Source organism: Streptomyces sp. SAS_270, assembly GCF_052543295.1.
The window spans coordinates 26,734-45,333 of the sequence record NZ_JBMNDS010000008.1 but is presented as its reverse complement, the minus strand read 5'-3'; the positions used below and the strand labels follow the sequence as shown (position 1 = coordinate 45,333).

Here is an 18,600-nt window from a genome sequence, read left to right as displayed (position 1 = left end):
AACGCCGGACGGGCTGACACCCGCCACCGGCACCGTGAGCAAAGGAACACCCCATGACCCCGCCACAGCGCCAACTCCATCTCAACGCCTTCCTGATGAGCACCGGCCACCACGAGGCGTCCTGGCGGCTCCCGGAGAGCGACCCGTACGCCCATGTGGAGCTGGACCACTACGTCCATCTCGCCCGGATCGCCGAACGAGGCACCTTCGACTCGCTGTTCCTCGCCGACGGGCCGCAGCTGTGGGGCAACGTCGCCCAGCGCCCGGCCGGCACCCTGGAGCCGCTCACGCTGCTCACCGCGCTGGCGACGGCGACCCGGCACATCGGCCTGATCGCCACCGCGTCCACCTCCTACAACTCCCCCTACAACCTGGCCCGCAAGTTCGCCTCGCTGGACATCATCAGCGGTGGCCGGGCCGGCTGGAACATCGTCACCACGGCCGGCGCCGAGGCCGCCCGCAACTTCGGCCTGGACGCCGAACCGGCCCACGCAGAGCGGTACTCCCGGGCCGCCGAGTTCCTCGACGTGGCCCTGAAGCTCTGGGACAGCTGGGAGGACGACGCGATCGTCGCCGACAAGGCCTCCGGCGTCTGGGGCGACGACGCGAAGATCCACCCGCCCCGGCACAAGGGGACGTACTTCAGTGTCGAGGGAGCCCTCAACGTCCCCCGCTCGCCCCAGGGTTACCCCCTGCTCGTGCAGGCGGGGTCGAGCGAGGACGGCAAGCTGTTCGCGGCCAGGTACGCGGAGGCGGTGTTCACCGCGCAGCAGACCCTCGCCGACGCGCAGGCCTTCTACGCCGACCTCAAGTCCCGTACGGCGGCGGCAGGCCGGGATCCCGGGCACATCAAGGTGCTGCCCGGCATCGTGCCGGTGATCGGGTCGACGGAGGCCGAGGCACGGGCGCACGAGCAGGTGCTGGAGGACCACATCGTGCACACGCACGGAGTGGCCCGCCTGGAAAGCCTGCTGCAACTGGAGCCCGGGACCCTGGAGTTGGACGCCCTACTCCCCGCCGACCTGCCGCCCGAGGACGCCATCGAGGGCGCCAAGAGCCGCTACACGCTCGTGGTGGAGCTGGCCCGGCGCGAGCGTCTCACCGTGCGGCAGCTCGTCGGCCGGCTCGGCGGCGGGCGCGGGCACCTCACCTTCGCCGGAACCCCCGAGCAGGTCGCCGACGCGATCGAGACCTGGTTCACGCAGGGCGCCGCCGACGGCTTCAACATCATGCCCGCGGTCCTGCCGTCCGGCCTGGACGCCTTCGTCGACCATGTCGTCCCGATCCTGCGCGCCCGCGGCCTGCTCCGCAGCGAGTACGGGCCGCGCCGGACCCTGCGGGACCGCTACGACCTCCCGCGCCCCGCCAACCAGTACGTCACCGCCGACCGCAACGACTCCGCCACCTCCGCCACCTCCCCCGCCCTCGTCTGAAAGGACCGTCCCATGAGCATCGAGATCCGCAAGGTCACCGCGAACATAGGCGCCCAGATCTCCGGCGTGGACATCTCCGAGCCCCTCGACGCGGAGACGGTCGCCGCCCTCCGTGAGGCGCTCAACGTCCACAAGGCCCTGGTCTTCGACGACGTGCACCTCGACGACGAGGGCCAGCAGGCCTTCGTCCGCCACTTCGGCGACGTCACCACCGCCCACCCGACCGTGCCCGCCGTCGACGGCGCCCCGAACGTGCTGCCCGTCGACAGCGAGCGCGGCCGCGCCGCCAACCACTGGCACACGGACGTCACCTTCGTCCTCAACCCGCCGCAGGCCAGCACCCTGCGCAGCATCACCCTGCCGCCGTACGGCGGCGAGACCCTGATCGCCAGCTCCGCGGCCGCCTACCGCGACCTGCCCGAGCCGCTGCGCGCCCTCGCCGACACCCTGTGGGCGGAGCACACCAACGACTACGACTACGCGGTCCCGCAGGAGTCGCTCGACGAGGAACAGGCCGCCGCGCGCGCCCAGTTCACCTCGATCACGTACCGCACGGTCCACCCGGTGGTCCGGGTGCACCCGCTGACCGGTGAGCGCGGGCTGTTCATCGGCGGGTTCGCGCAGCGGATCGTCGGCCTGTCGCCGGGCGAGTCCCGCAAGATCCTCGACCTGCTCCAGGCGTACGTCACCCGCCCGGAGAACGTCCTGCGCCACCGCTGGTCCCCGAACCAGCTCGTCCTGTTCGACAACCGCATCACCCAGCACTACGCCATCGACAACTACGACGGAGCGCCGCGCCGCCTGAACCGGGTCACCATCGCCGGTGACGTGCCGGTCGGCATCGAGGGCAAGGAGAGCCACTCGATCGAGGGCGACGCCTCGCACTACACGACGGTCGCCGCGACGACCCAGGCCGCGACCGAAGCGGGCATCCTGGCCGGGGCCGCCGCGGCCGCGTAACGGCGCCGGTACCCGCTCCCCACCCCGACGCGCCCCGCAACACCCGCAACACCCCGAAGGCCCTCGTGTCCGAGCACACGAGGGCCTTTTTGTTGCTAGGTTGTAGTTGCAAGTTATGTGCAATAAGAGGTCGGAGGGGACCCCCATGCCTGTCTACACGCTCCCTGAGCTGCCGTACGACTACTCCGCGCTCGCCCCCGTGATCAGCCCCGAGATCATCGAGCTGCACCACGACAAGCACCACGCGGCGTACGTGAAGGGGGCCAACGACACGCTGGAGCAGCTCGCCGAGGCGCGCGACAAGGAGTCGTGGGGCTCGGTCAACGGCCTGCAGAAGAGCCTGGCCTTCCACCTGTCCGGCCACATCCTGCACAGCATCTACTGGCAGAACATGACCGGCGCCGGAGGCGGCGAGCCCCTCGCGGCGGACGGCGTGGGCGACCTCGCGGACGCGATCACCGAGTCGTTCGGCTCGTACGGGGCCTTCAAGGCCCAGCTCTCCAAGGCCGCCGCGACCACCCAGGGCTCCGGCTGGGGCGTCCTCGCGCACGAGCCGCTCAGCGGCCGCCTGATCGTCGAGCAGGTCTACGACCACCAGGGCAACGTCGGCCAGGGCGCCACCCCGATCCTTGTCTTCGACGCCTGGGAGCACGCCTTCTACCTGCAGTACAGGAACCAGAAGGTCGACTTCGTCGAGGCCATGTGGCAGGTCGTGAACTGGCAGGACGTCGCCCGCCGCTACGCCGCCGCGAAGTCCCGCACGGACGTGTTGCTTCTCGCCCCCTGAGACCGGTATGAACGTCCTGCTCGTGATCGTCTTCTCACCCTTCACGTGGCAGGCGCAGAAAAGGAGAACCCCCGCGAGGACGTGACTCGCGGGGGTTTTCCCCTCCACGCGCGTCCACCGATCGGTGGACCCGAAGTTCAACCGAGCACCTCTGTCCGCCAACTGCCCTGGTCAACCAGGCTTTTGGGCATGAACTCACTCACTGTGCGCGTGGCGCGCTGGAGCGCTCGGCACCCCTGGCGGGCGATCGTCGGATGGCTCGCGTTCGTCGTGCTGTGCCTGGGCGTCGGCAGCGCCGTCGGCACCCACAGCGCGAAGACCGCCGACTACCGGGTCGGCGAGGCCGGCCGTGCCGAGACCCTGGCCGCCCAGGCCCACCTGGAGCGCAGGTCCACCGAGCAGGTGCTGATCTCCGCACGGTCGGGGGAACTCGACCGACGAGCCGCCGAGACCGCCGCGAAGGACCTCACCGCCCGTATGAAGCGGCTGCCCGACGTCGCCGGTGTCGCCGCACCAGTGCTGTCCAAGGACCACGACATCCTCATGGTCGAGGTGTCCATCAAGGGCGAGGAGCGGGAGGCCGACGCCAAGGTCCACGCGCTCGTCGCGCAGACCGAGGCCGTCCAGAAGGCCCACCCCCGGCTGCTGCTCCAGGAGACCGGAAGTGCCTCCACCAGCAAGGGAGTCGACGATCAGCGCGACAGCGATCTCGCGCTCTCGGAGAAGATCACCCTGCCGGTGACGCTGGTGACGCTGCTGCTGGCCTTCGGCTCGCTCACCATGGCCGCCGTTCCGTTGCTGCTCGCGCTGTCGTCGATCGCGGCGGCCGTCGGCCTGTCGATGGTGGCCTCCCATCTCTCCCCCGACACCGGGGTCGGCACGAACGTCATCCTGATGATCGGCCTCGCGGTCGGCGTCGACTACACGCTCTTCTACCTCAAGCGGGAACGCGAGGAGCGGGCCCGCGCGGGCGGCCGGCTGAGCTCCGAAGCACTGGTGGAGCTGGCGGCGGCGACCTCCGGCCGGGCGGTCGTGGTCTCCGGGCTCGCGGTCGTCGCCTCCACGGCCACGCTGTACCTCGCCTCCGACGTGATCTTCTCCTCGCTCGCCACCGGCACGATCGTGGTCGTCCTGGTCGCCGTGGCCAGCTCACTGACAGCGTTGCCCGCGCTGCTCGTCCTCCTCGGAAGGCGCGCCGAACGCAGGGCCGCACGGCGGGCCGCGCACGGAAAGCCCGTGCGCCGTCGGGACGTCGACAGCGGCGGCCGTATGTGGGGCGCGCTGCTGCGCCCCGCGAGCCGTCACCCGCTGGCCACCCTCTGCGTCTCGGTCCTCGCACTGCTCGCCCTCGTCGCCCCGCTGGCAGGGCTGAGAATCACCGAGATGAGCCGGGACACGCACTCCCGGGAGATCCCCGCCATGCGGGTGTACGACCGGCTCAACGAGGCCTTCCCCGAGCAGCGGGTGACGCACGAGGTCGTGGTCCGCGCGGATGCCGCACGCTCCGTCGAGGTCACCTCGGCGCTGCACAAGCTGGCTGAACTCGCCGACGCCGACCGGCTGTTCGTCGCGGGGGCGTCGAGGATCCGGACTTCCGCCGACCACCGGACCGGTGTGCTGGAGCTGCGGGTCCCGCACCTCGGCAACTCGGACGAGGCGTACGACTCCCTCGACCACCTCCGCGACACCTACCTGCCCGCCACCGTCGGCCGGATCGACGGCGCCGAGTACGGCGTCAGCGGTGACGTCGCCCGGTACGCCGACTATCCCGCCCACCAGAACAGCAAACTCCCGCTGGTCCTCGGGGCGTTGCTCCTGGTCACGTTCGCGATGACTGTGTTCGCCTTCCGCTCCGTGGTGCTGGGCCTGATCGGTGTCGTACTGAACCTGCTGTCCGCGGCGGCCGCGCTGGGGCTGCTCGTCCTCGTCTTCCAGGGAACGTGGGCCGAGGGGCTGCTGGACTTCCACTCCACCGGGTCGATCGGCTCACGCGTGCCGCTCTTCCTCTTCGTGATCCTCTTCGGACTCTCGATGGACTACCAGGTGTTCGTGGTGAGCCGGATCAGGGAGGCCGTGCTCGCCGGAGTGCCGACGCGGCAGGCCGTGCTCGACGGGATCCGCCGGTCGGCCAGTGTCGTGACCAGCGCGGCCGTCGTCATGACGACCGTCTTCACGAGCTTCGTCTTCCTGCACATCATCGAGATGAAGCAGATCGGCTTCGTGCTCGCGGCGGCCGTGCTTCTCGACGCGTTCGTCGTGCGGATCATGATCCTGCCGTCGGCGATGCTGCTGCTCGGCGAGGCGAGCTGGTGGCCCGGGCGCGGAGCGGGCCGGCCGGCGGTACGGATGGATCAAGCCGCCCCCGAGCTGCCTGTGGTCGACGTACGTTGATCGGTATGACTGCTCTCGCCGGGCCGGGCGCCGACGCCTTCTGGGCCACGTCACTGCGCCGTTGGAACACGGTGTGCTGGGTGCTGTTCGCCGCCATGGCGGTCGGGCTCGTCGCGATGGACCGGCCGGGCGGGAGCAAGTACGCGGCGCTCGCCCTGCTCGGCAGTGTGGTGCTCTGCTACGCCGTCCTGGACCGCTTCCCCGGCAACCGGGTCGTACGGCCGCACGGCTACCTCACGGTGCTGGTCCTCGCACTCGGCGGGCTCGCGTACCTGCGCAGCAACTACGCGGCGCTGTTCATGGTGACGCTGCCGCACTACTGGATGTTCGGGCGGACACCGAGGGTCTCGATGGGGTTCCTGGGGCTCGCCACCGCCGGAACACTGGCCGGGAGCGTGCTGCGGCAGGACGGCTGGACGGTGGAGTTCTTCAGCGAGACCCTCGTCTCCACGGTGATCGTCGTCGCCGTGGGGGTGCTGATCGGGCTCTGGGCGCACTCGGTCGTCGCGCAGAGCGCCGAACGCGCCGAGCTGATCGTCGAGTTGGAGCGCACGCAGGCGCAGCTGTCCGAGGCGCACCAGCGGCAGGGGGCGGCGGACGAGCGGGAGCGGATGGCGCGGGAGATCCACGACACGCTCGCCCAGGGCTTCGCCTCGATCATCGTGCTCGCGGAGGCTGCCCGGTCTGGTGTCACGGCGGATCCGGCGCGAAGTGCCCAGCAGTTGCGGTCGATCGAGTCGACGGCACGCGAAAACCTGGCCGAGGCACGGGAGTTGGTCGGCTCGGGACGACAGCCCGGCCCCGGCCGGCTGGCGGCCGGGTCGGTGGCGCAGACCCTGCGCCGGATCCTGGACCGCTTCGCGGAGGACACCGGGCTGAGCGTGGACGCGGATCTGGAGGACCTCGTGTGCGACCAGCAGACCCGGATCGCGCTGCTGCGCTGCACCCAGGAGTCGCTGGCCAATGTCCGCAAGCACGCCCGCGCGTCGACGGTCGGTGTGGTGCTGGTCTGCCGGCCGTACGGCGTGGAGCTGGAGATCACCGATGACGGGACCGGGTTCGTGGTGGAGGAGTCGACGGGCTTCGGGCTCGACGGGATGCGCAAACGGCTGGCGGAGCTGGGCGGGAGGCTGACGGTGACGAGTTCGCTGGGCGACGGGACACGGGTGCTTGCGCTGATCCCCATCGAGAGCATGGAGAGCGCGGAGACCGGGGGCGCGGCATGAGCGGCGGAGGGCTTCGTATCGTCGTGGTGGACGACCACACCGTCATGCGGGCCGGGGTGGTCGCCCTGCTCTCCGCCGGCAGCGGCATCGAGGTCGTCGGCGAGGCGGGCGACGGGCGCGCGGCACTCGACCTCGTCGAGCGGTACGACCCCGATGTCGCCCTGGTCGACCTGCGGATGCCGGTGCTCGACGGGGTCGCCACCACCACCGAGATCGTCGCCCGTTTCCCGCGCACACGGGTGCTGATCCTGACGACGTACGACACGGACGCGGAGATCGAGCGCGGTGTGGAGGCCGGGGCCATCGGCTACCTCCTCAAGGACACCACGCGGGAGCAGCTGGTCGACGCCATCCACGCGGCGGCGCGCGGCGAGACGGTGCTCGCGCCCCGGGTCGCCGAGAGGCTGGTCGCCAGGATGCGGCAGCCCGTCCAGGTGCCGCTGACGGCCCGCGAGGCGGATGTGCTGAACGCGGTGGCCGACGGTCTGACCAATGCGGAGATCGGGCGCCGTCTCGTCATCGCCGAGGCCACGGTGAAGACCCATCTGCTGCGCCTGTTCGCCAAGCTCGACGTGAACGACCGGACGAGGGCGGTGGTGGTGGCCATGGAGAGGGGGCTGCTGCGACGGCCCTGACCCGCCTACCCGCAGGGCACGTTGAGCGACAGCAGGGCCGTGCTCGCGTCCTCCATGCGCACCTCACTGACCGCGGCGTTGCGCAACTGCGGGAAGACCCGGCGGTACTCGCCCAGCGGGATGGACAGCAGGGAGCACAGGACCAGGCGCAGCAGGGTGTTGTGGGCGACGACCAGGACGCGTTCGCCGGCGTGGGCGGTCGCGATGCGGCGCAACGCGTTCGCGCCCCGGGTCGCGGCGGTGCGCGGGTCCTCCGCCTCCGGGAAGGGGTACGACACCGGGTCCTTGCGGAACGCCTCGGCCCGCTCGGGGTGTTCTGCGGCGAACTCGGCGAGGGTGCGTCCCTCCAGGACCCCGAAGTCGCATTCGCGCAGGGCGGGTTCGCGGTGCGGGGTGAGGCCGAGGGCCCGGCAGGCGGGGTCGGCGGTGGCGACGGCGCGGGAGACGGTGGACGTCCAGATCGCGTCGACAGGGTGGGCTGCCGCCCAGAGGCCGAGGGCTTGCGCCTGGGCTCGGCCCTCGTCGGTGAGCGGGACGTCGCTCACCCCGGCGTAGCGGTTCTCGGCGTGCCAGATCGTGCGGCCGTGCCGGGCCAGCAGCAGTGTCGTCGTCATGACTGGGCAGTATCCAGGTCGAGGCGGGCCCGTGCGTGCGCGGCGACCGGCGTGGGCAGCCAGCCGCGCCGCTCCAGTTCGTCGACCAGCCGGGCGTAGGGGCCGGCGAAGAGCGCGGTGCGGGCCGGGCGCGGTTCGACGAGGGTGCGGATGCGGACCATGCGCTCGGCGGCGTCGGCGAGCGTGGCTGCGGCGCCCATTCCGTATGCGGCCAACGCGGCCATCCCCAGGGCGGGTTCGGTCTGCTCGGGTACGCGGGCGGGGCGGCCGAGGATGTCGGCGCGCAGCCGGTTCCAGTACGCGCTGCGGGCGGCGCCGCCGGTGAAGGTGAGGGTGCCGTCCATGGGGGCGCCGAGGGCGTGCAGGGAGTCGAGGCAGAGGCGTTCGGTGTAGCCGACGCCCTGCAGCAGGGCGGCCCACAGGTCGGCGTCGGAGGCGGGGGTGCCGAGGACGAAGGCGGTGGCGTCCGGCGCGAGGAAGGGAAAACGTTCGCCGGGTGAGGCGAGGGGGTAGGCGAGGACGGACGCGGGCTCGAAGGCGACGGCCGCTGAGTCCATGACGGCGGGCGTGGCGTCCGGGAAGTGCGCCGTGAGCGCGCCCGCTCCGACGCTGGACGCACCGCCGGGCAGCCAACTTCCGTCAGGCGCCCGGTGGTTGTAGACGACGCCCGTCGCGTCCCGGACCGGCTTTGACGCGGCGCCCTTGAGGACCAGGGTCGTGCCGAGCACCGAGTTCCAGGAGCCCTCGCGCAGCGCGCCCGAGGCGATCTGGGCGGCGCAGCCGTCGGTCATCCCGGCGATCACGGGGGTGCCGGCGGGGATGCCGGTGGCTTCGGCGGCGGCCGCGCAGACCTCGCCGATCCGGCTGCCCGGGCGGACGACCTCCGGCAGCAGTCCGTCGGGGAGGTCAAGCCGGGAGAGGGCCTCGCCCGGCCAGGTGTCGTGCTCGACGTCGTAGCCGGTCTTGAGGGCGTGGCTGGAGTCGGTCGGTGCGGGTCCGCCGGTGAGCCGGTGCACGATCGCGTCGGGCTGGTGGGCCAGCCGCAGGCCCCGCGCCCCGCCGTACTCCCCGACCAGCCAGAGCGCCTTCGGCAGCCCCCAGCCGTTCTGCACCAGGAGCCCGGCGTCCCGGGCCCGCCCGGCCTCCGGGGCCGCGCGCCCGTCGTCGTACATCAGGCCGGGGCTCACCGGCCGGCCCGAGCCGTCCGTCAACAGCACGGTCCCGGAGGTGCCGCACACCGCGAGTGCGCCGATCCGCAGGTCGGATCGCGCGCCGAGGGCGGCCCGGGCCGCGGCGCACACCGCCCGCCACCACTCCTCGGGGTCCTGTTCGTGCCGTACGCCGTCCCGGTGCCCGGTCAGCGGGGCCGAGCCGCTGCCGAGGAGCGTGCCCTCGCCCGCGACGAGCAGCACGCGGACGCTCTGCGTGCCCAGGTCGATCCCCAGCCACGCCTCGCCGCCCTCATACCCCATCAGACCTCCCGCACATATCTACCAAGACTGTGAACTTCTCACTCTGCCCTGAGATTTTCTGTTGCGCGAGGGATTGACGGCCAACTTCCGCCGTTACACCCTCTGTTAACGAGTCGACTCAACGTGTTAACCCCGACCGGACCGATGATGGAGGTCACGGATGGACATGCACGTGCACGACCGCCGACGCTTCCTCGCGCTCACCGCGGCGAGCGCCGCCGCCCCGCTGCTGACCGCCTGCGGCGCCGGGTTCGGTGGGGACGACAAGAAGAACGACGGTTCCGCCGCCGAGGATGTGAACGGTTCCTTCGACTGGAAGCGGGAGAAGGGCAGGACGGTCAAGGCGCTGCTGAACAAGCACCCCTACACGGACGCGCTGATCGCCGACCTCAAGGCGTTCACCGAGAAGACCGGCATCAAGGTCGAGTACGACGTCTTCCCCGAGGACAACTACTTCGACAAGCTCACCGTGGACCTCTCCAGCGGGCGTGCCTCCTACGACGTGTTCATGCTCGGCGCGTACATGGTGTGGCAGTACGGGCCGCCGGGCTGGCTGGAGGATCTCGGCCCGTGGATGCGCAACTCCTCGGCCACGAGCCAGGAATGGGACCAGGCGGACTTCTTCCCCAACCTCCTCCAGGCCGACCAGTGGTCGCTGAAGGCGGGCGCGCCGCTCGGCCGGGGCGGACAGTACGCGCTGCCGTGGGGCTGGGAGACGAACGTCGTCGCCTACAACACGGAGGTGTTCAAGAAGCTCGGCCTCAAGCCCGCGGAGAGCTTCGACGAACTGCGCGAACTCGCCGGGACCATCAAGCGCAAGGCCCCCGGCGCGGGCTTCGACGGGATGTACGGCATCGCGGTGCGCGGCTCGCGCAGCTGGGCGACGATCCACCCGGGCTTCATGACGATGTACGCCCGCAACGGACTGCACGACTTCACGGTCGCCGACGGCAAGCTGAAGCCCGCCATGAACACCCCGGAGGCCATCGCGTTCCAGCAGGACTGGGCCGACATGGTCAAGAAGGGCGGGCCGCCGTCCTGGACGTCGTACACCTGGTACCAGTGCTCCAGCGACCTCGGCGCGAAGAAGGCCGGGATGCTCTTCGACGCCGACACGGCCGCGTACTTCCAGGCGGTGAAGGGCGCGAGTCCGGCCTCCGGGAAGATCGCCTTCCATCCGGGGCCGAAGGGGCCGGGCGGGTCGCTGGCCACCAACATGTGGATCTGGTCGCTCGGGATGAACTCCCGGAGCAAGAAGAAGAGCGCCGCCTGGCTGTTCCTCCAGTGGGCGACCGGCAAGGAGCACCTGCGCAAGGGCGCGCTGACGTACAACCACATCGACCCGGTGCGGAAGTCGATCGCCCAGGACGGCGCGTACAAGGACAAGATGCGGCACCTGGAGGGGTTCATCGACACCTTCGAGGCGGTCGTCGACCAGACGAAGATCCAGTTCACACCGCAGAGCCAGTTCTTCGACGCGACGACGAGCTGGGCGGCCTCGCTCCAGGAGATCTACGGCGGCAAGAACGCCAAATCCGTGCTGAACGGGCTGGCGAGTGACCTGGCTCCCAAGGTGGGTTGACGCGGATGGCCGCGGACGCCCCACGCACGACCTCGCTGCCGGAGACCGACCACGGGGCGGCCTCACGCGAGGAGGGCACGCGGCGGGTACGGGCCGTCCCGGCCTGGCGGCGCGGTCTGCGCCCGTACCTGCTGATCGTGCCCGCACTGCTCCTCACCGGCGGGATCCTCTACCCCTTCGGACTCGGCCTGTACTACACACTGTTCGACTTCTCGGCGAGCAAGCCGCAGCCGGACATGGTGGGCTTCGAGAACTACCGGACCGTGTTCACCCAGCGCGCCTTCTGGGACTCGGCGTGGGTGACGGTGCTGTACGCGGTCGGGGCGGCGGCGTTCGAGACGGTCCTCGGAGTCGCGGTGGCCCTGCTGCTGCACCGCTCCTCACTCGTCGGCCGGGTGCTGGAGAAGATCCTGATCCTGCCGCTGATGATCGCCCCGGTGATCGCCGCGATCATCTGGAAGCTGATGCTGCAGCCTTCGGTGGGCGTGGTGAACCATCTGCTGAAACCCTTCGGCCTGGGGGGAGTTCAGTGGACGGACACCCCGACGGGCGCGCTGCTGTCGTCGATCGCGGTCGACGTGTGGGTCTACACGCCGTTCGTGGCGATCCTCGCGCTGGCCGGTCTGCGGTCGCTGCCCACCTCCCCCTTCGAGGCGGCGGCCGTGGACGGCGCGGGCTGGTGGTACACCTTCCGGCGGCTGACCCTGCCGATGCTGTGGCCGTACGTGCTGGTCGCGGTGATCTTCCGGTTCATGGACTCGCTGAAGGTGTTCGACATCATCTACGCCCTGACCGAGGGCGGGCCCGGCGACTCGACCGTCGTCCTGCAGATCCGGGCGTACCTGGAGGCGATCCGCTTCCAGCGCTACAGCTTCGGCATCAGCTACACGATCGTGCTGTGGGCCGTGGTGTACCTGGCCGCGATGGTGCTCGTTCGCCATCTGGGCAAGATCCAGCGGAAGGCCGCGGAGGTGTCCAAGTGAAGGTGAAGAAGCGTCTGTTGGGCTGGCTGGCGGATGCCGCGCTCATCCTCTACTTCGTCTTCGCGCTCTTCCCGATCGCCTGGATGGTGATCCTTTCGCTGAAGCCCGCCAACCAGCTCTTCAGCACCTACTTCTCGTTCACGCCGACCCTCGGCTCGTACCGGACGGTGCTCGGCGACAGCGAGGGCATCCCGTTCGTGCGGTTCTTCGTCAACAGCCTGGTGGTGTCGGTGGGCGCGGTGGCGCTCTCGCTCGTGGTCGGGCTCCCGGCGGCGTACGCGTCGGCGCGCTGGCGGTTCAAGGGCTCCGAGAACCTGATGTTCACACTGCTGTCGTTCCGCTTCGCACCCGAACTCACCGTGATCATCCCGCTGTTCGTGCTCTACCAGAAGCTCGGCCTCTTCGACACGTACGTCGGCATGGTGTGGGTGCTGCAACTCGTCACGCTCCCGCTGATCGTGTGGATCATGCGGTCGTACTTCGCCGATCTGACCCCGGAGCTCGAGCAGGCGGCCCTCCTCGACGGCTACACCCGCAAACAGGCGTTCTTCAAGGTCGCCCTGCCGCTGGTCAAGCCGGGCATCGCGGCCGTGTCACTGCTGGCGTTCATCTTCGCCTGGAACAACTTCGTCTTCCCGCTGATCCTCACCTCGAACGAGGCCCAGACCGTGACCGTGGGCGCGCTGTCCTTCCTCGGCGGCGACCGCCCCAAGTACAACCTCACGGCCGCCGCCGCGCTGATCTCCGTCGTACCGCCGCTGCTCCTTGCGCTGACCATCCAGCGGTATCTGGTGCGCGGGCTGTCGTTCGGGGCGGTGAAGTCGTGATCAGACTGCAGGGGATCCGGAAGGCCTACGGCAGGGCCACCGCCCTCGACGGGCTCGAACTCGACGTGCGCGAGGGCGAGTTCTTCTGTCTGCTCGGGCCCTCCGGCGCGGGCAAGACCACCACCCTGAAGACCGTCGCCGGACTCGAACAGCCGGATGCCGGGACGGTCGAGCTCGGCGGCGCCGACATGACCGGTGTGGAGCCGTACGACCGGGGCGTGGCCATGTGCTTCGAGAGCTACGCCCTCTACCCGCACCGCTCCGCCTACGACAACCTCGCCTCCCCGTTGCGCTCGCCGCGGCACCGGGTGCCGGCCGCCGAGGCCCGCGACCGGATTGCGGCGATTGCCGAACTCCTCGGTATCGGCGGCCTGTTGGACCGCCCGGTCGGGCAGCTGTCCAACGGTCAGCGGCAGCGTGTCGCACTCGGCCGGGTGCTGGTGCGGCCCGCGCGCGCCTTTCTCCTCGACGAGCCGCTCTCCCATCTCGACGCCAAGCTGCGCCAGCAGATGCGCGCCGAGCTGAAGGCGATCGGCGCCGTCCAGAACACGACCACGCTCTACGTCACGCACGACTCGGTCGAGGCGCTGGCGCTCGGCGACCGGATCGGCGTGATCCGGGGCGGGCGGATCGTGCAGACCGGCACGCGGGAGGAGATCTGGTACCAGCCCTGCGACACGGAGGTGGCGCGGGCGTTCGGGCGCCCGCGGATCAATCTGCTGCCGGGCACGGTGACGGACGCGCACGGCTTCCGTTCGGCGGACGGGGCTGTCGAGCTGCCGGTCGGCGCGGCGGCGGCCCCGGGCACCGAGGTGCTCGTCGGCGTGCGGCCCCGGGACCTCACGATCGGCGAGGGCCCCGTCGAACTCACCGGCACCGTGTACGTCACCGAGGTGCTCGGCCGGGCGGTCGAGGTCACCGTCCGGCTCGGCGGGCTGCACGTCTCGCTCGTCGCGCCGCGCGCGGATGCGGCGGGACTGCGTCCCGACGACCCGGTACGGCTGAGCGTCCGGCCTGAGAACCTGCTGCTGTTCGAGGCCGACCGGCCGGAGCGCCCAGGACGACGGATCGGGAAGAGCGCACGATGAGCAGCAGCAGCAACAGCGGTGGTGGCAGCGGTGGGGCACAGCAGGGGCCCGCGGCCCGGCAGTCCGCCATGGCCGAGCGGGTCCTGGCCGACGGTTCGGCGACCGCGGCCGAGCTGGCCGAGCGCTTCGGAGTGAGCCTGATGACCATCCACCGCGACCTCGACGAGCTCGAACGGCAGGGAATCGTCAGGAAGTTCAGGGGCGGGGTCACCGCGCAGCCGTCCGGTGTCTTCGAGTCGAACGTGCAGTACCGGCTGAAGACCATGCGGCCGCAGAAGGCCGCCGTCGCCGAGCACGCGATGAAGCTGATAGAGCCCGGCATGGCGATCCTCCTCGACGACTCGACGTCGACCCTGGAGATCGCGCGCAGGCTCCGGCTCGGCGAGATCACCCCGCTCACGGTCGTCACCAACTTCCTGGAGGCGATCAACCTGCTCGCCGACCAGCGGGGCATCCACCTGATGGCGCTCGGCGGCGACTACGACCCGCTGCACTCCTCCTTCCTCGGGGTGTCGTGCGTGGAGGCGGTGCAGTCGCTGCGCGTGGACGTCTGTTTCGCGTCGACCTCGGCGGTGCTCGGCGGGCACGCCTACCACCAGGAGCAGCACATCGTCTCCGTGAAGCGGGCGATGCTCGACTCGGCGGCCCGCAACGTCCTGCTGCTGGACCACACCAAGCTCAGCCGGGTCGCCCTGCACCGGGTGGCCCCGCTGTCCCGCTTCGACCTCGTCCTCGTCGACGACGGGGCGTCGGCGGAGGCGTTGCGCGACCTGGATGAACACAAGGTCCGTTACGAGGTGTGCACGACGAAGTCGGGCAGTGAGTGAAGGAAGCCGTGAAGGAGGGCGATGACCGCACTGGAGCTTCGTGAGCTGCGCAAGACCTACCGGTCGCGGGGACGGCCCGCCGTGGACGCCGTACGCGGACTCGATCTGGAGCTGCGCTCCGGCGAGCTGCTGGGGCTGCTCGGCCCGTCCGGCTGCGGCAAGTCGACGACCCTGCGCATGATCGCCGGCCTGGAGACGGTGACCGGCGGCGACATCCTGGTGGGCGGGGCATCCGTCGTCGGGCGGCCCGCGCAGCAGCGGAACATCGGCGTCGCCTTCGAGAACTACGCTCTGTATCCGCCGCTGAACGTCGCCGAGAACCTGGCGTTCGGGCTGAAGGCCAGGAGGCGGGGGGCGCGCGGGTCGCGTACGGAGGTCGCCCGCAGGGTCGCCGAGATGGCCGAACGGGTCGCGCTCACCGACCTGCTGGACGCCCGGCCCGCGGGCCTGTCCAGCGGCCAGAAGCAGCGAGTGGCCCTGGCCCGCGCGCTGATCCGCGAGCCGGACGTACTGCTGCTCGACGAGCCGCTGTCCCATCTCGACGCGGCGCAGCGCGACACCACGCGCCGCGAACTCAAGCGCATCCAGCGGGACTTGGGGCACACCACGATTCTGGTCACGCACGACCAGGAGGAGGCTCTGTCGCTCGCGGACCGGATCGCGGTGATGAAGGACGGGGTGATCCAGCAGCTCGGCACGCCCTACGAGATCTACGACTCCCCCGCCAACGTGTTCGTCGCGGACTTCGTCGGCGAGCCCGCGATCAATCTGCTGCCGGGCATCGCGGCCGACGACGGGCAAGTACGGCTGTCGGGCACGGTGCACCTCGCGCTGCCGGTGCCCGTGGCGAGGGGCCGCGAGATCGTGGTCGGGATCCGGCCGGAGGACCTGCGTCTCACGGAGGGCTCCGGCGAACGCGGACTGCCCGCCCGGGTCGTGGCCCATGAGCCCCTGCTGGAGTCGGGAATCGCCACCCTCGCCCTCGAAGGCGTCGAACGGCCACTGGTCGTGCTCACCGACCCTGAGGTGCGGCTCGCGAGCGACGAACGGGTGCGGGTGGCCGCCGACCCCGCGCTCACCCATGTCTTCGACGCCGAGACAGGAGAGTCCCTGCGATGACCGAAGGTGCGATGACCGGAGCTGCGGTTTCCGGGGCCGCGATGACCGAAGTCCTGCGTGTCGTGGCCGCCGGCGACCACTTCGTGCTGCCGAGGCTGATCGCGGAGGCGGTCACCGACGCGCTGCCCCGCGAGTCCGGCCGGGGTGTGCTGATCCGTGAACTGACCCTGGGCTGGCCCCTGGAGCCGTTCGGCCCGGTGGCCGAGGTGACCGAGGCCAGCGACGTCGAGGAGGAGTTGATCGAGGCCCTGGCGGACGAGAGGGAAGTTCTCGTCACCCAGATGGGACCGGTCACCGCACGCGTCCTGGAGGCCTCACCGGCGCTGCGCCTGGTCGTCGTCTGCCGGGGCGGCCCGGTCAACGTGAACCTGGACGCGGCCAAGTCCCGTGACGTACGGGTGTGTTACGCGCCGGGGCGGAACGCCGCCGCCACCGCGGAGTTCACCGTCGGCCTGCTGCTGGCCGCCCTGCGCCGCATTCCGCAGGCCCATGAACTCCTTGTGCGACAAGGGAGTTGGGAGGGCGCGAGTTACTACACCTACGAGCACAGCGGCCTGGAACTGGAGGACCTGCCGGTGGGCCTGGTCGGCTACGGCGCGGTCGGCAGCAGAGTCGCCCGTGTGCTGTGTGCCTTCGGCGCGCGGGTGATGGTCTACGACCCCTACGTGCGCGGTGAGGTGCACGGCCTGCGCGTCTCCTCACTCGACGAACTCCTGCGCCGGTCCCGGGTGATCACCCTGCATGCCCGGCTCACGCCCGAGACGCGTGGCCTGATCGGTGCCCGCGAGCTCGCGCTGCTGCCGCCCGGCGCGGTAGTGGTGAACGTGGCGCGCGGCCCGCTGCTCGACGAGGGCGCGCTGTGCGACGCGCTGGAGAGCGGCCGGCTGTCGGCTGCGGCGCTCGACACGTACGAACGGGAGCCGGTACCCGCCGGCTCGCGGCTGTTCGGCCTCGCCGAGCGCGTGGTGCTGACCCCGCACCTGGGCGGGGCCAGCCGGGCCGTGGCCGAGAAGGCGGCGGCGATCGCGGCCGCGGAGGTGGGCCGATGGGCGCGTGGGGAGCCGCTGGCGCACTGCCTGACGTGAGGGTCCTACGAGCGCCGTCGAGGTGAGGAGATCGGGCATGTACGTCGGGATCGATGTGGGCACGTCCGTGGTGAAGGCCGCCGCATTCGACGACGCGGGGCGCCAACTCGCCGTCGAGGCACGGCCGGTGGGCCTCACCATCCGGGACGGCTTCGTCGAGCAGGACATGGAGGAGGTGTACGCCGCGGTCGTCGCCGTCCTCTCCGCGCTGACCGCCGCCGTACCCGGCCCCGTCGAGCTGGCGGGGCTGACCGGGCAGGGTGACGGGGTGTGGCTGGTCGACGCGGCGGGGCGTCCGGTGCGGTCCGCCGTCTCCTGGATGGACGGCCGGGCCCATGAACTGCTCGACCAGTGGCTGGCGGACGGCACGTTCGAGACGGTCTTCCGGCGCACCGGAAACGCCATGTTCCCCGGCTGCCCCGGCCCGCTGCTGGCCTGGCTGGAGCAGCACGACCCCGCGTCCCTCGACGCCGCCACCACCGCGCTGTACTGCAAGGACATGGTCTTCCAGCGGCTGACCGGCGTCCGGGCCACCGATGTGTCGGACGCGTCGATGCCGTTCCTCGACCCGAGGACGCGGGCGTACGACAACCGGGTCGTGGAGCTGCTCGGCCTCACCCACCGGCGCGGGCTCCTCGCGCCGGTCAGCGACCCCGTCGCCACCGGGCAGACGCTCGGCGAGGGCCCGCCGCCGGGGCTTCCCGCGGGCACGCCGGTCAGCAACGGCCCGTACGACCTGCCGGCCTGCGCGCTCGGCGCCGGGCTCACCGAACCCGGCGACGGGCTGCTGATCGTCGGGACCTGTCTGGCCAGCCTGGTGGGCACGACGGACCTCGACCTGACGGGCGAACCGGCCGGCCTGTACATCTCCACCGACCGGGTCGGGTACTGGCTGCGCGCCATGCCCGCGATGGTCGGCACCGCCGCGCTCGACTGGGTGCTGTCGACCACCGGCGTCCAGCACGACGAGGTGGACGCCCTGCTGGAGGCGACTCCGCCCGGCGCGCACGGTGTCCGTGTCCTGCCGTACTTCGCCCCCTCCGGCGAGCGCGCCCCCTTCGTGGAACCGCGACTGCGCGCCGAACTCACCGGTGTCTGCCTGGAGTCCACCCGCGGCGACCTGATCCGCGCCACCTGCGAAGGCATCGGCTATGCGGCCCGCCACTGTCTGGAGGCGGCGGGGCTGACGGGGACCCTGGCGGTCTGCGGCGGCGGCACCCGCAGTACCGCCTGGATGCAGCTGCTGTCCGACGTACTGGGGCGGCCTCTGCGGGTCGTGGAGGGTGAGGTCGGCGCGCGCGGCGCGGTCCTCGCCGCCGCCGCGCGGCTCGGGGTCACCCTCGACACGGCCGCCTGGACCGAGCCGACGGTCGTCATCCCGCCCGACCCGGCGCGGGCCGCGTACTACGCCAAGGCGTACGAGGACCACTTGTCCCGCCTGGCCGAGGCCAGGACCCGCGCCCGCCACTGACGTCTTCGCCCCCTCCGCCCCTGCCCGTCCCGTACCTGGGGGCTGCCGCCCCCAGACCCCCGCAATCGGCCTGAACGGCCTCGTCCTCAAACGCCGGACG

General features: G+C 71.1%; 16 protein-coding genes. 14 read left to right on the top strand and 2 right to left on the bottom strand.

The features are described 5' to 3' along the window. Positions 1-53 precede the first annotated feature (53 nt). The 6 genes from ACN6LB_RS07795 (at position 54) to ACN6LB_RS07770 (ending at position 7,432) form a co-directional block, all read left to right on the top strand. Positions 54-1,433: an LLM class flavin-dependent oxidoreductase gene (locus tag ACN6LB_RS07795; protein ID WP_445025136.1), complete on the top strand. Its 1,380-nt coding sequence runs from the start codon at positions 54-56 to the stop codon at positions 1,431-1,433. 12 nt (positions 1,434-1,445) lie between these two features. Continuing rightward, the gene (locus ACN6LB_RS07790) at positions 1,446-2,393 is read left to right on the top strand and encodes a TauD/TfdA dioxygenase family protein (RefSeq protein WP_445025135.1); all 948 of its coding nucleotides are present in this window, start codon (positions 1,446-1,448) and stop codon (positions 2,391-2,393) included. 145 nt (positions 2,394-2,538) lie between these two features. Next, positions 2,539-3,180: a superoxide dismutase gene (locus ACN6LB_RS07785; protein WP_445025134.1), complete on the top strand. Its 642-nt coding sequence runs from the start codon at positions 2,539-2,541 to the stop codon at positions 3,178-3,180. A 189-nt stretch (positions 3,181-3,369) separates the two neighbouring features. After that, complete coding sequence (locus ACN6LB_RS07780) at positions 3,370-5,571, top strand: MMPL family transporter (protein ID WP_445025133.1); 2,202 nt, start codon at positions 3,370-3,372, stop codon at positions 5,569-5,571. Between the two features lie 5 nt (positions 5,572-5,576). Further along, on the top strand, positions 5,577-6,797 hold the full coding sequence (locus tag ACN6LB_RS07775) for a sensor histidine kinase (RefSeq protein WP_445025132.1): 1,221 nt from the start codon (positions 5,577-5,579) through the stop codon (positions 6,795-6,797). Next, positions 6,794-7,432 (top strand): response regulator, encoded by a 639-nt coding sequence (locus ACN6LB_RS07770; protein ID WP_445025131.1) that lies wholly within the window; start codon positions 6,794-6,796, stop codon positions 7,430-7,432. The genes ACN6LB_RS07775 and ACN6LB_RS07770 overlap by 4 nt, the downstream gene beginning before the upstream one ends. Before the next feature lie 5 nt (positions 7,433-7,437). Here ACN6LB_RS07770 and ACN6LB_RS07765 read toward each other — a convergent pair whose 3' ends face one another. Both ACN6LB_RS07765 and ACN6LB_RS07760 read right to left on the bottom strand, forming a co-directional pair. Beyond that, positions 7,438-8,046: a histidine phosphatase family protein gene (locus ACN6LB_RS07765; RefSeq protein ID WP_445025130.1), complete on the bottom strand. Its 609-nt coding sequence runs from the start codon at positions 8,044-8,046 to the stop codon at positions 7,438-7,440. After that, positions 8,043-9,518, bottom strand: coding sequence for an FGGY-family carbohydrate kinase (locus tag ACN6LB_RS07760; protein WP_445025129.1), 1,476 nt, complete (start codon positions 9,516-9,518; stop codon positions 8,043-8,045). Before ACN6LB_RS07760 ends, ACN6LB_RS07765 begins: the two co-directional genes overlap by 4 nt. Positions 9,519-9,678: 160 nt before the next feature. On the opposite strand from ACN6LB_RS07760, the gene ACN6LB_RS07755 reads away from it, so the two are divergent. From ACN6LB_RS07755 to ACN6LB_RS07720, 8 genes are read left to right on the top strand one after another with little or no spacing between them, the layout of a single operon-like run. Then, positions 9,679-11,100 (top strand): ABC transporter substrate-binding protein, encoded by a 1,422-nt coding sequence (locus ACN6LB_RS07755; protein ID WP_445025128.1) that lies wholly within the window; start codon positions 9,679-9,681, stop codon positions 11,098-11,100. Between the two features lie 5 nt (positions 11,101-11,105). Beyond that, positions 11,106-12,083, top strand: a complete 978-nt coding sequence (locus ACN6LB_RS07750) for a carbohydrate ABC transporter permease (protein ID WP_356138520.1) — start codon at positions 11,106-11,108, stop codon at positions 12,081-12,083. After that, positions 12,080-12,910, top strand: a complete 831-nt coding sequence (locus ACN6LB_RS07745; RefSeq protein ID WP_356138522.1) for a carbohydrate ABC transporter permease — start codon at positions 12,080-12,082, stop codon at positions 12,908-12,910. The genes ACN6LB_RS07750 and ACN6LB_RS07745 overlap by 4 nt, the downstream gene beginning before the upstream one ends. After that, entirely contained in the window at positions 12,907-13,998 is a 1,092-nt protein-coding gene (locus tag ACN6LB_RS07740) for an ABC transporter ATP-binding protein (RefSeq protein WP_445025127.1), read from the top strand. The genes ACN6LB_RS07745 and ACN6LB_RS07740 overlap by 4 nt, the downstream gene beginning before the upstream one ends. Continuing rightward, a complete protein-coding gene (locus ACN6LB_RS07735) occupies positions 13,995-14,825 on the top strand; it encodes a DeoR/GlpR family DNA-binding transcription regulator (protein WP_445025126.1) in 831 nt (276 codons plus the stop codon). Before ACN6LB_RS07740 ends, ACN6LB_RS07735 begins: the two co-directional genes overlap by 4 nt. Positions 14,826-14,846: 21 nt before the next feature. Next, entirely contained in the window at positions 14,847-15,944 is a 1,098-nt protein-coding gene (locus tag ACN6LB_RS07730; protein WP_445025125.1) for an ABC transporter ATP-binding protein, read from the top strand. Positions 15,945-15,985: 41 nt separating this feature from the next. Next, the gene (locus ACN6LB_RS07725) at positions 15,986-17,029 is read left to right on the top strand and encodes a 2-hydroxyacid dehydrogenase (RefSeq protein WP_356138588.1); all 1,044 of its coding nucleotides are present in this window, start codon (positions 15,986-15,988) and stop codon (positions 17,027-17,029) included. Between the two features lie 37 nt (positions 17,030-17,066). Further along, positions 17,067-18,500, top strand: a complete 1,434-nt coding sequence (locus ACN6LB_RS07720; RefSeq protein WP_445025124.1) for an FGGY family carbohydrate kinase — start codon at positions 17,067-17,069, stop codon at positions 18,498-18,500. The last annotated feature ends 100 nt before the right edge of the window (positions 18,501-18,600 follow it).

Bases quoted from the DNA above. Each gene is read 5' to 3' on its own strand.
- ACN6LB_RS07795 (WP_445025136.1), top strand. From the start codon at position 54: ATGACCCCGCCACAGCGCCAACTCCATCTCAACGCCTTCCTGATGAGC.
- ACN6LB_RS07790 (WP_445025135.1), top strand. From the start codon at position 1,446: ATGAGCATCGAGATCCGCAAGGTCACCGCGAACATAGGCGCCCAGATC.
- ACN6LB_RS07785 (WP_445025134.1), top strand. From the start codon at position 2,539: ATGCCTGTCTACACGCTCCCTGAGCTGCCGTACGACTACTCCGCGCTC.
- ACN6LB_RS07780 (WP_445025133.1), top strand. From the start codon at position 3,370: ATGAACTCACTCACTGTGCGCGTGGCGCGCTGGAGCGCTCGGCACCCC.
- ACN6LB_RS07775 (WP_445025132.1), top strand. From the start codon at position 5,577: ATGACTGCTCTCGCCGGGCCGGGCGCCGACGCCTTCTGGGCCACGTCA.
- ACN6LB_RS07770 (WP_445025131.1), top strand. From the start codon at position 6,794: ATGAGCGGCGGAGGGCTTCGTATCGTCGTGGTGGACGACCACACCGTC.
- ACN6LB_RS07765 (WP_445025130.1), bottom strand. From the start codon at position 8,046: ATGACGACGACACTGCTGCTGGCCCGGCACGGCCGCACGATCTGGCAC.
- ACN6LB_RS07760 (WP_445025129.1), bottom strand. From the start codon at position 9,518: ATGGGGTATGAGGGCGGCGAGGCGTGGCTGGGGATCGACCTGGGCACG.
- ACN6LB_RS07755 (WP_445025128.1), top strand. From the start codon at position 9,679: ATGGACATGCACGTGCACGACCGCCGACGCTTCCTCGCGCTCACCGCG.
- ACN6LB_RS07750 (WP_356138520.1), top strand. From the start codon at position 11,106: ATGGCCGCGGACGCCCCACGCACGACCTCGCTGCCGGAGACCGACCAC.
- ACN6LB_RS07735 (WP_445025126.1), top strand. From the start codon at position 13,995: ATGAGCAGCAGCAGCAACAGCGGTGGTGGCAGCGGTGGGGCACAGCAG.
- ACN6LB_RS07730 (WP_445025125.1), top strand. From the start codon at position 14,847: ATGACCGCACTGGAGCTTCGTGAGCTGCGCAAGACCTACCGGTCGCGG.
- ACN6LB_RS07725 (WP_356138588.1), top strand. From the start codon at position 15,986: ATGACCGAAGTCCTGCGTGTCGTGGCCGCCGGCGACCACTTCGTGCTG.
- ACN6LB_RS07720 (WP_445025124.1), top strand. From the start codon at position 17,067: ATGTACGTCGGGATCGATGTGGGCACGTCCGTGGTGAAGGCCGCCGCA.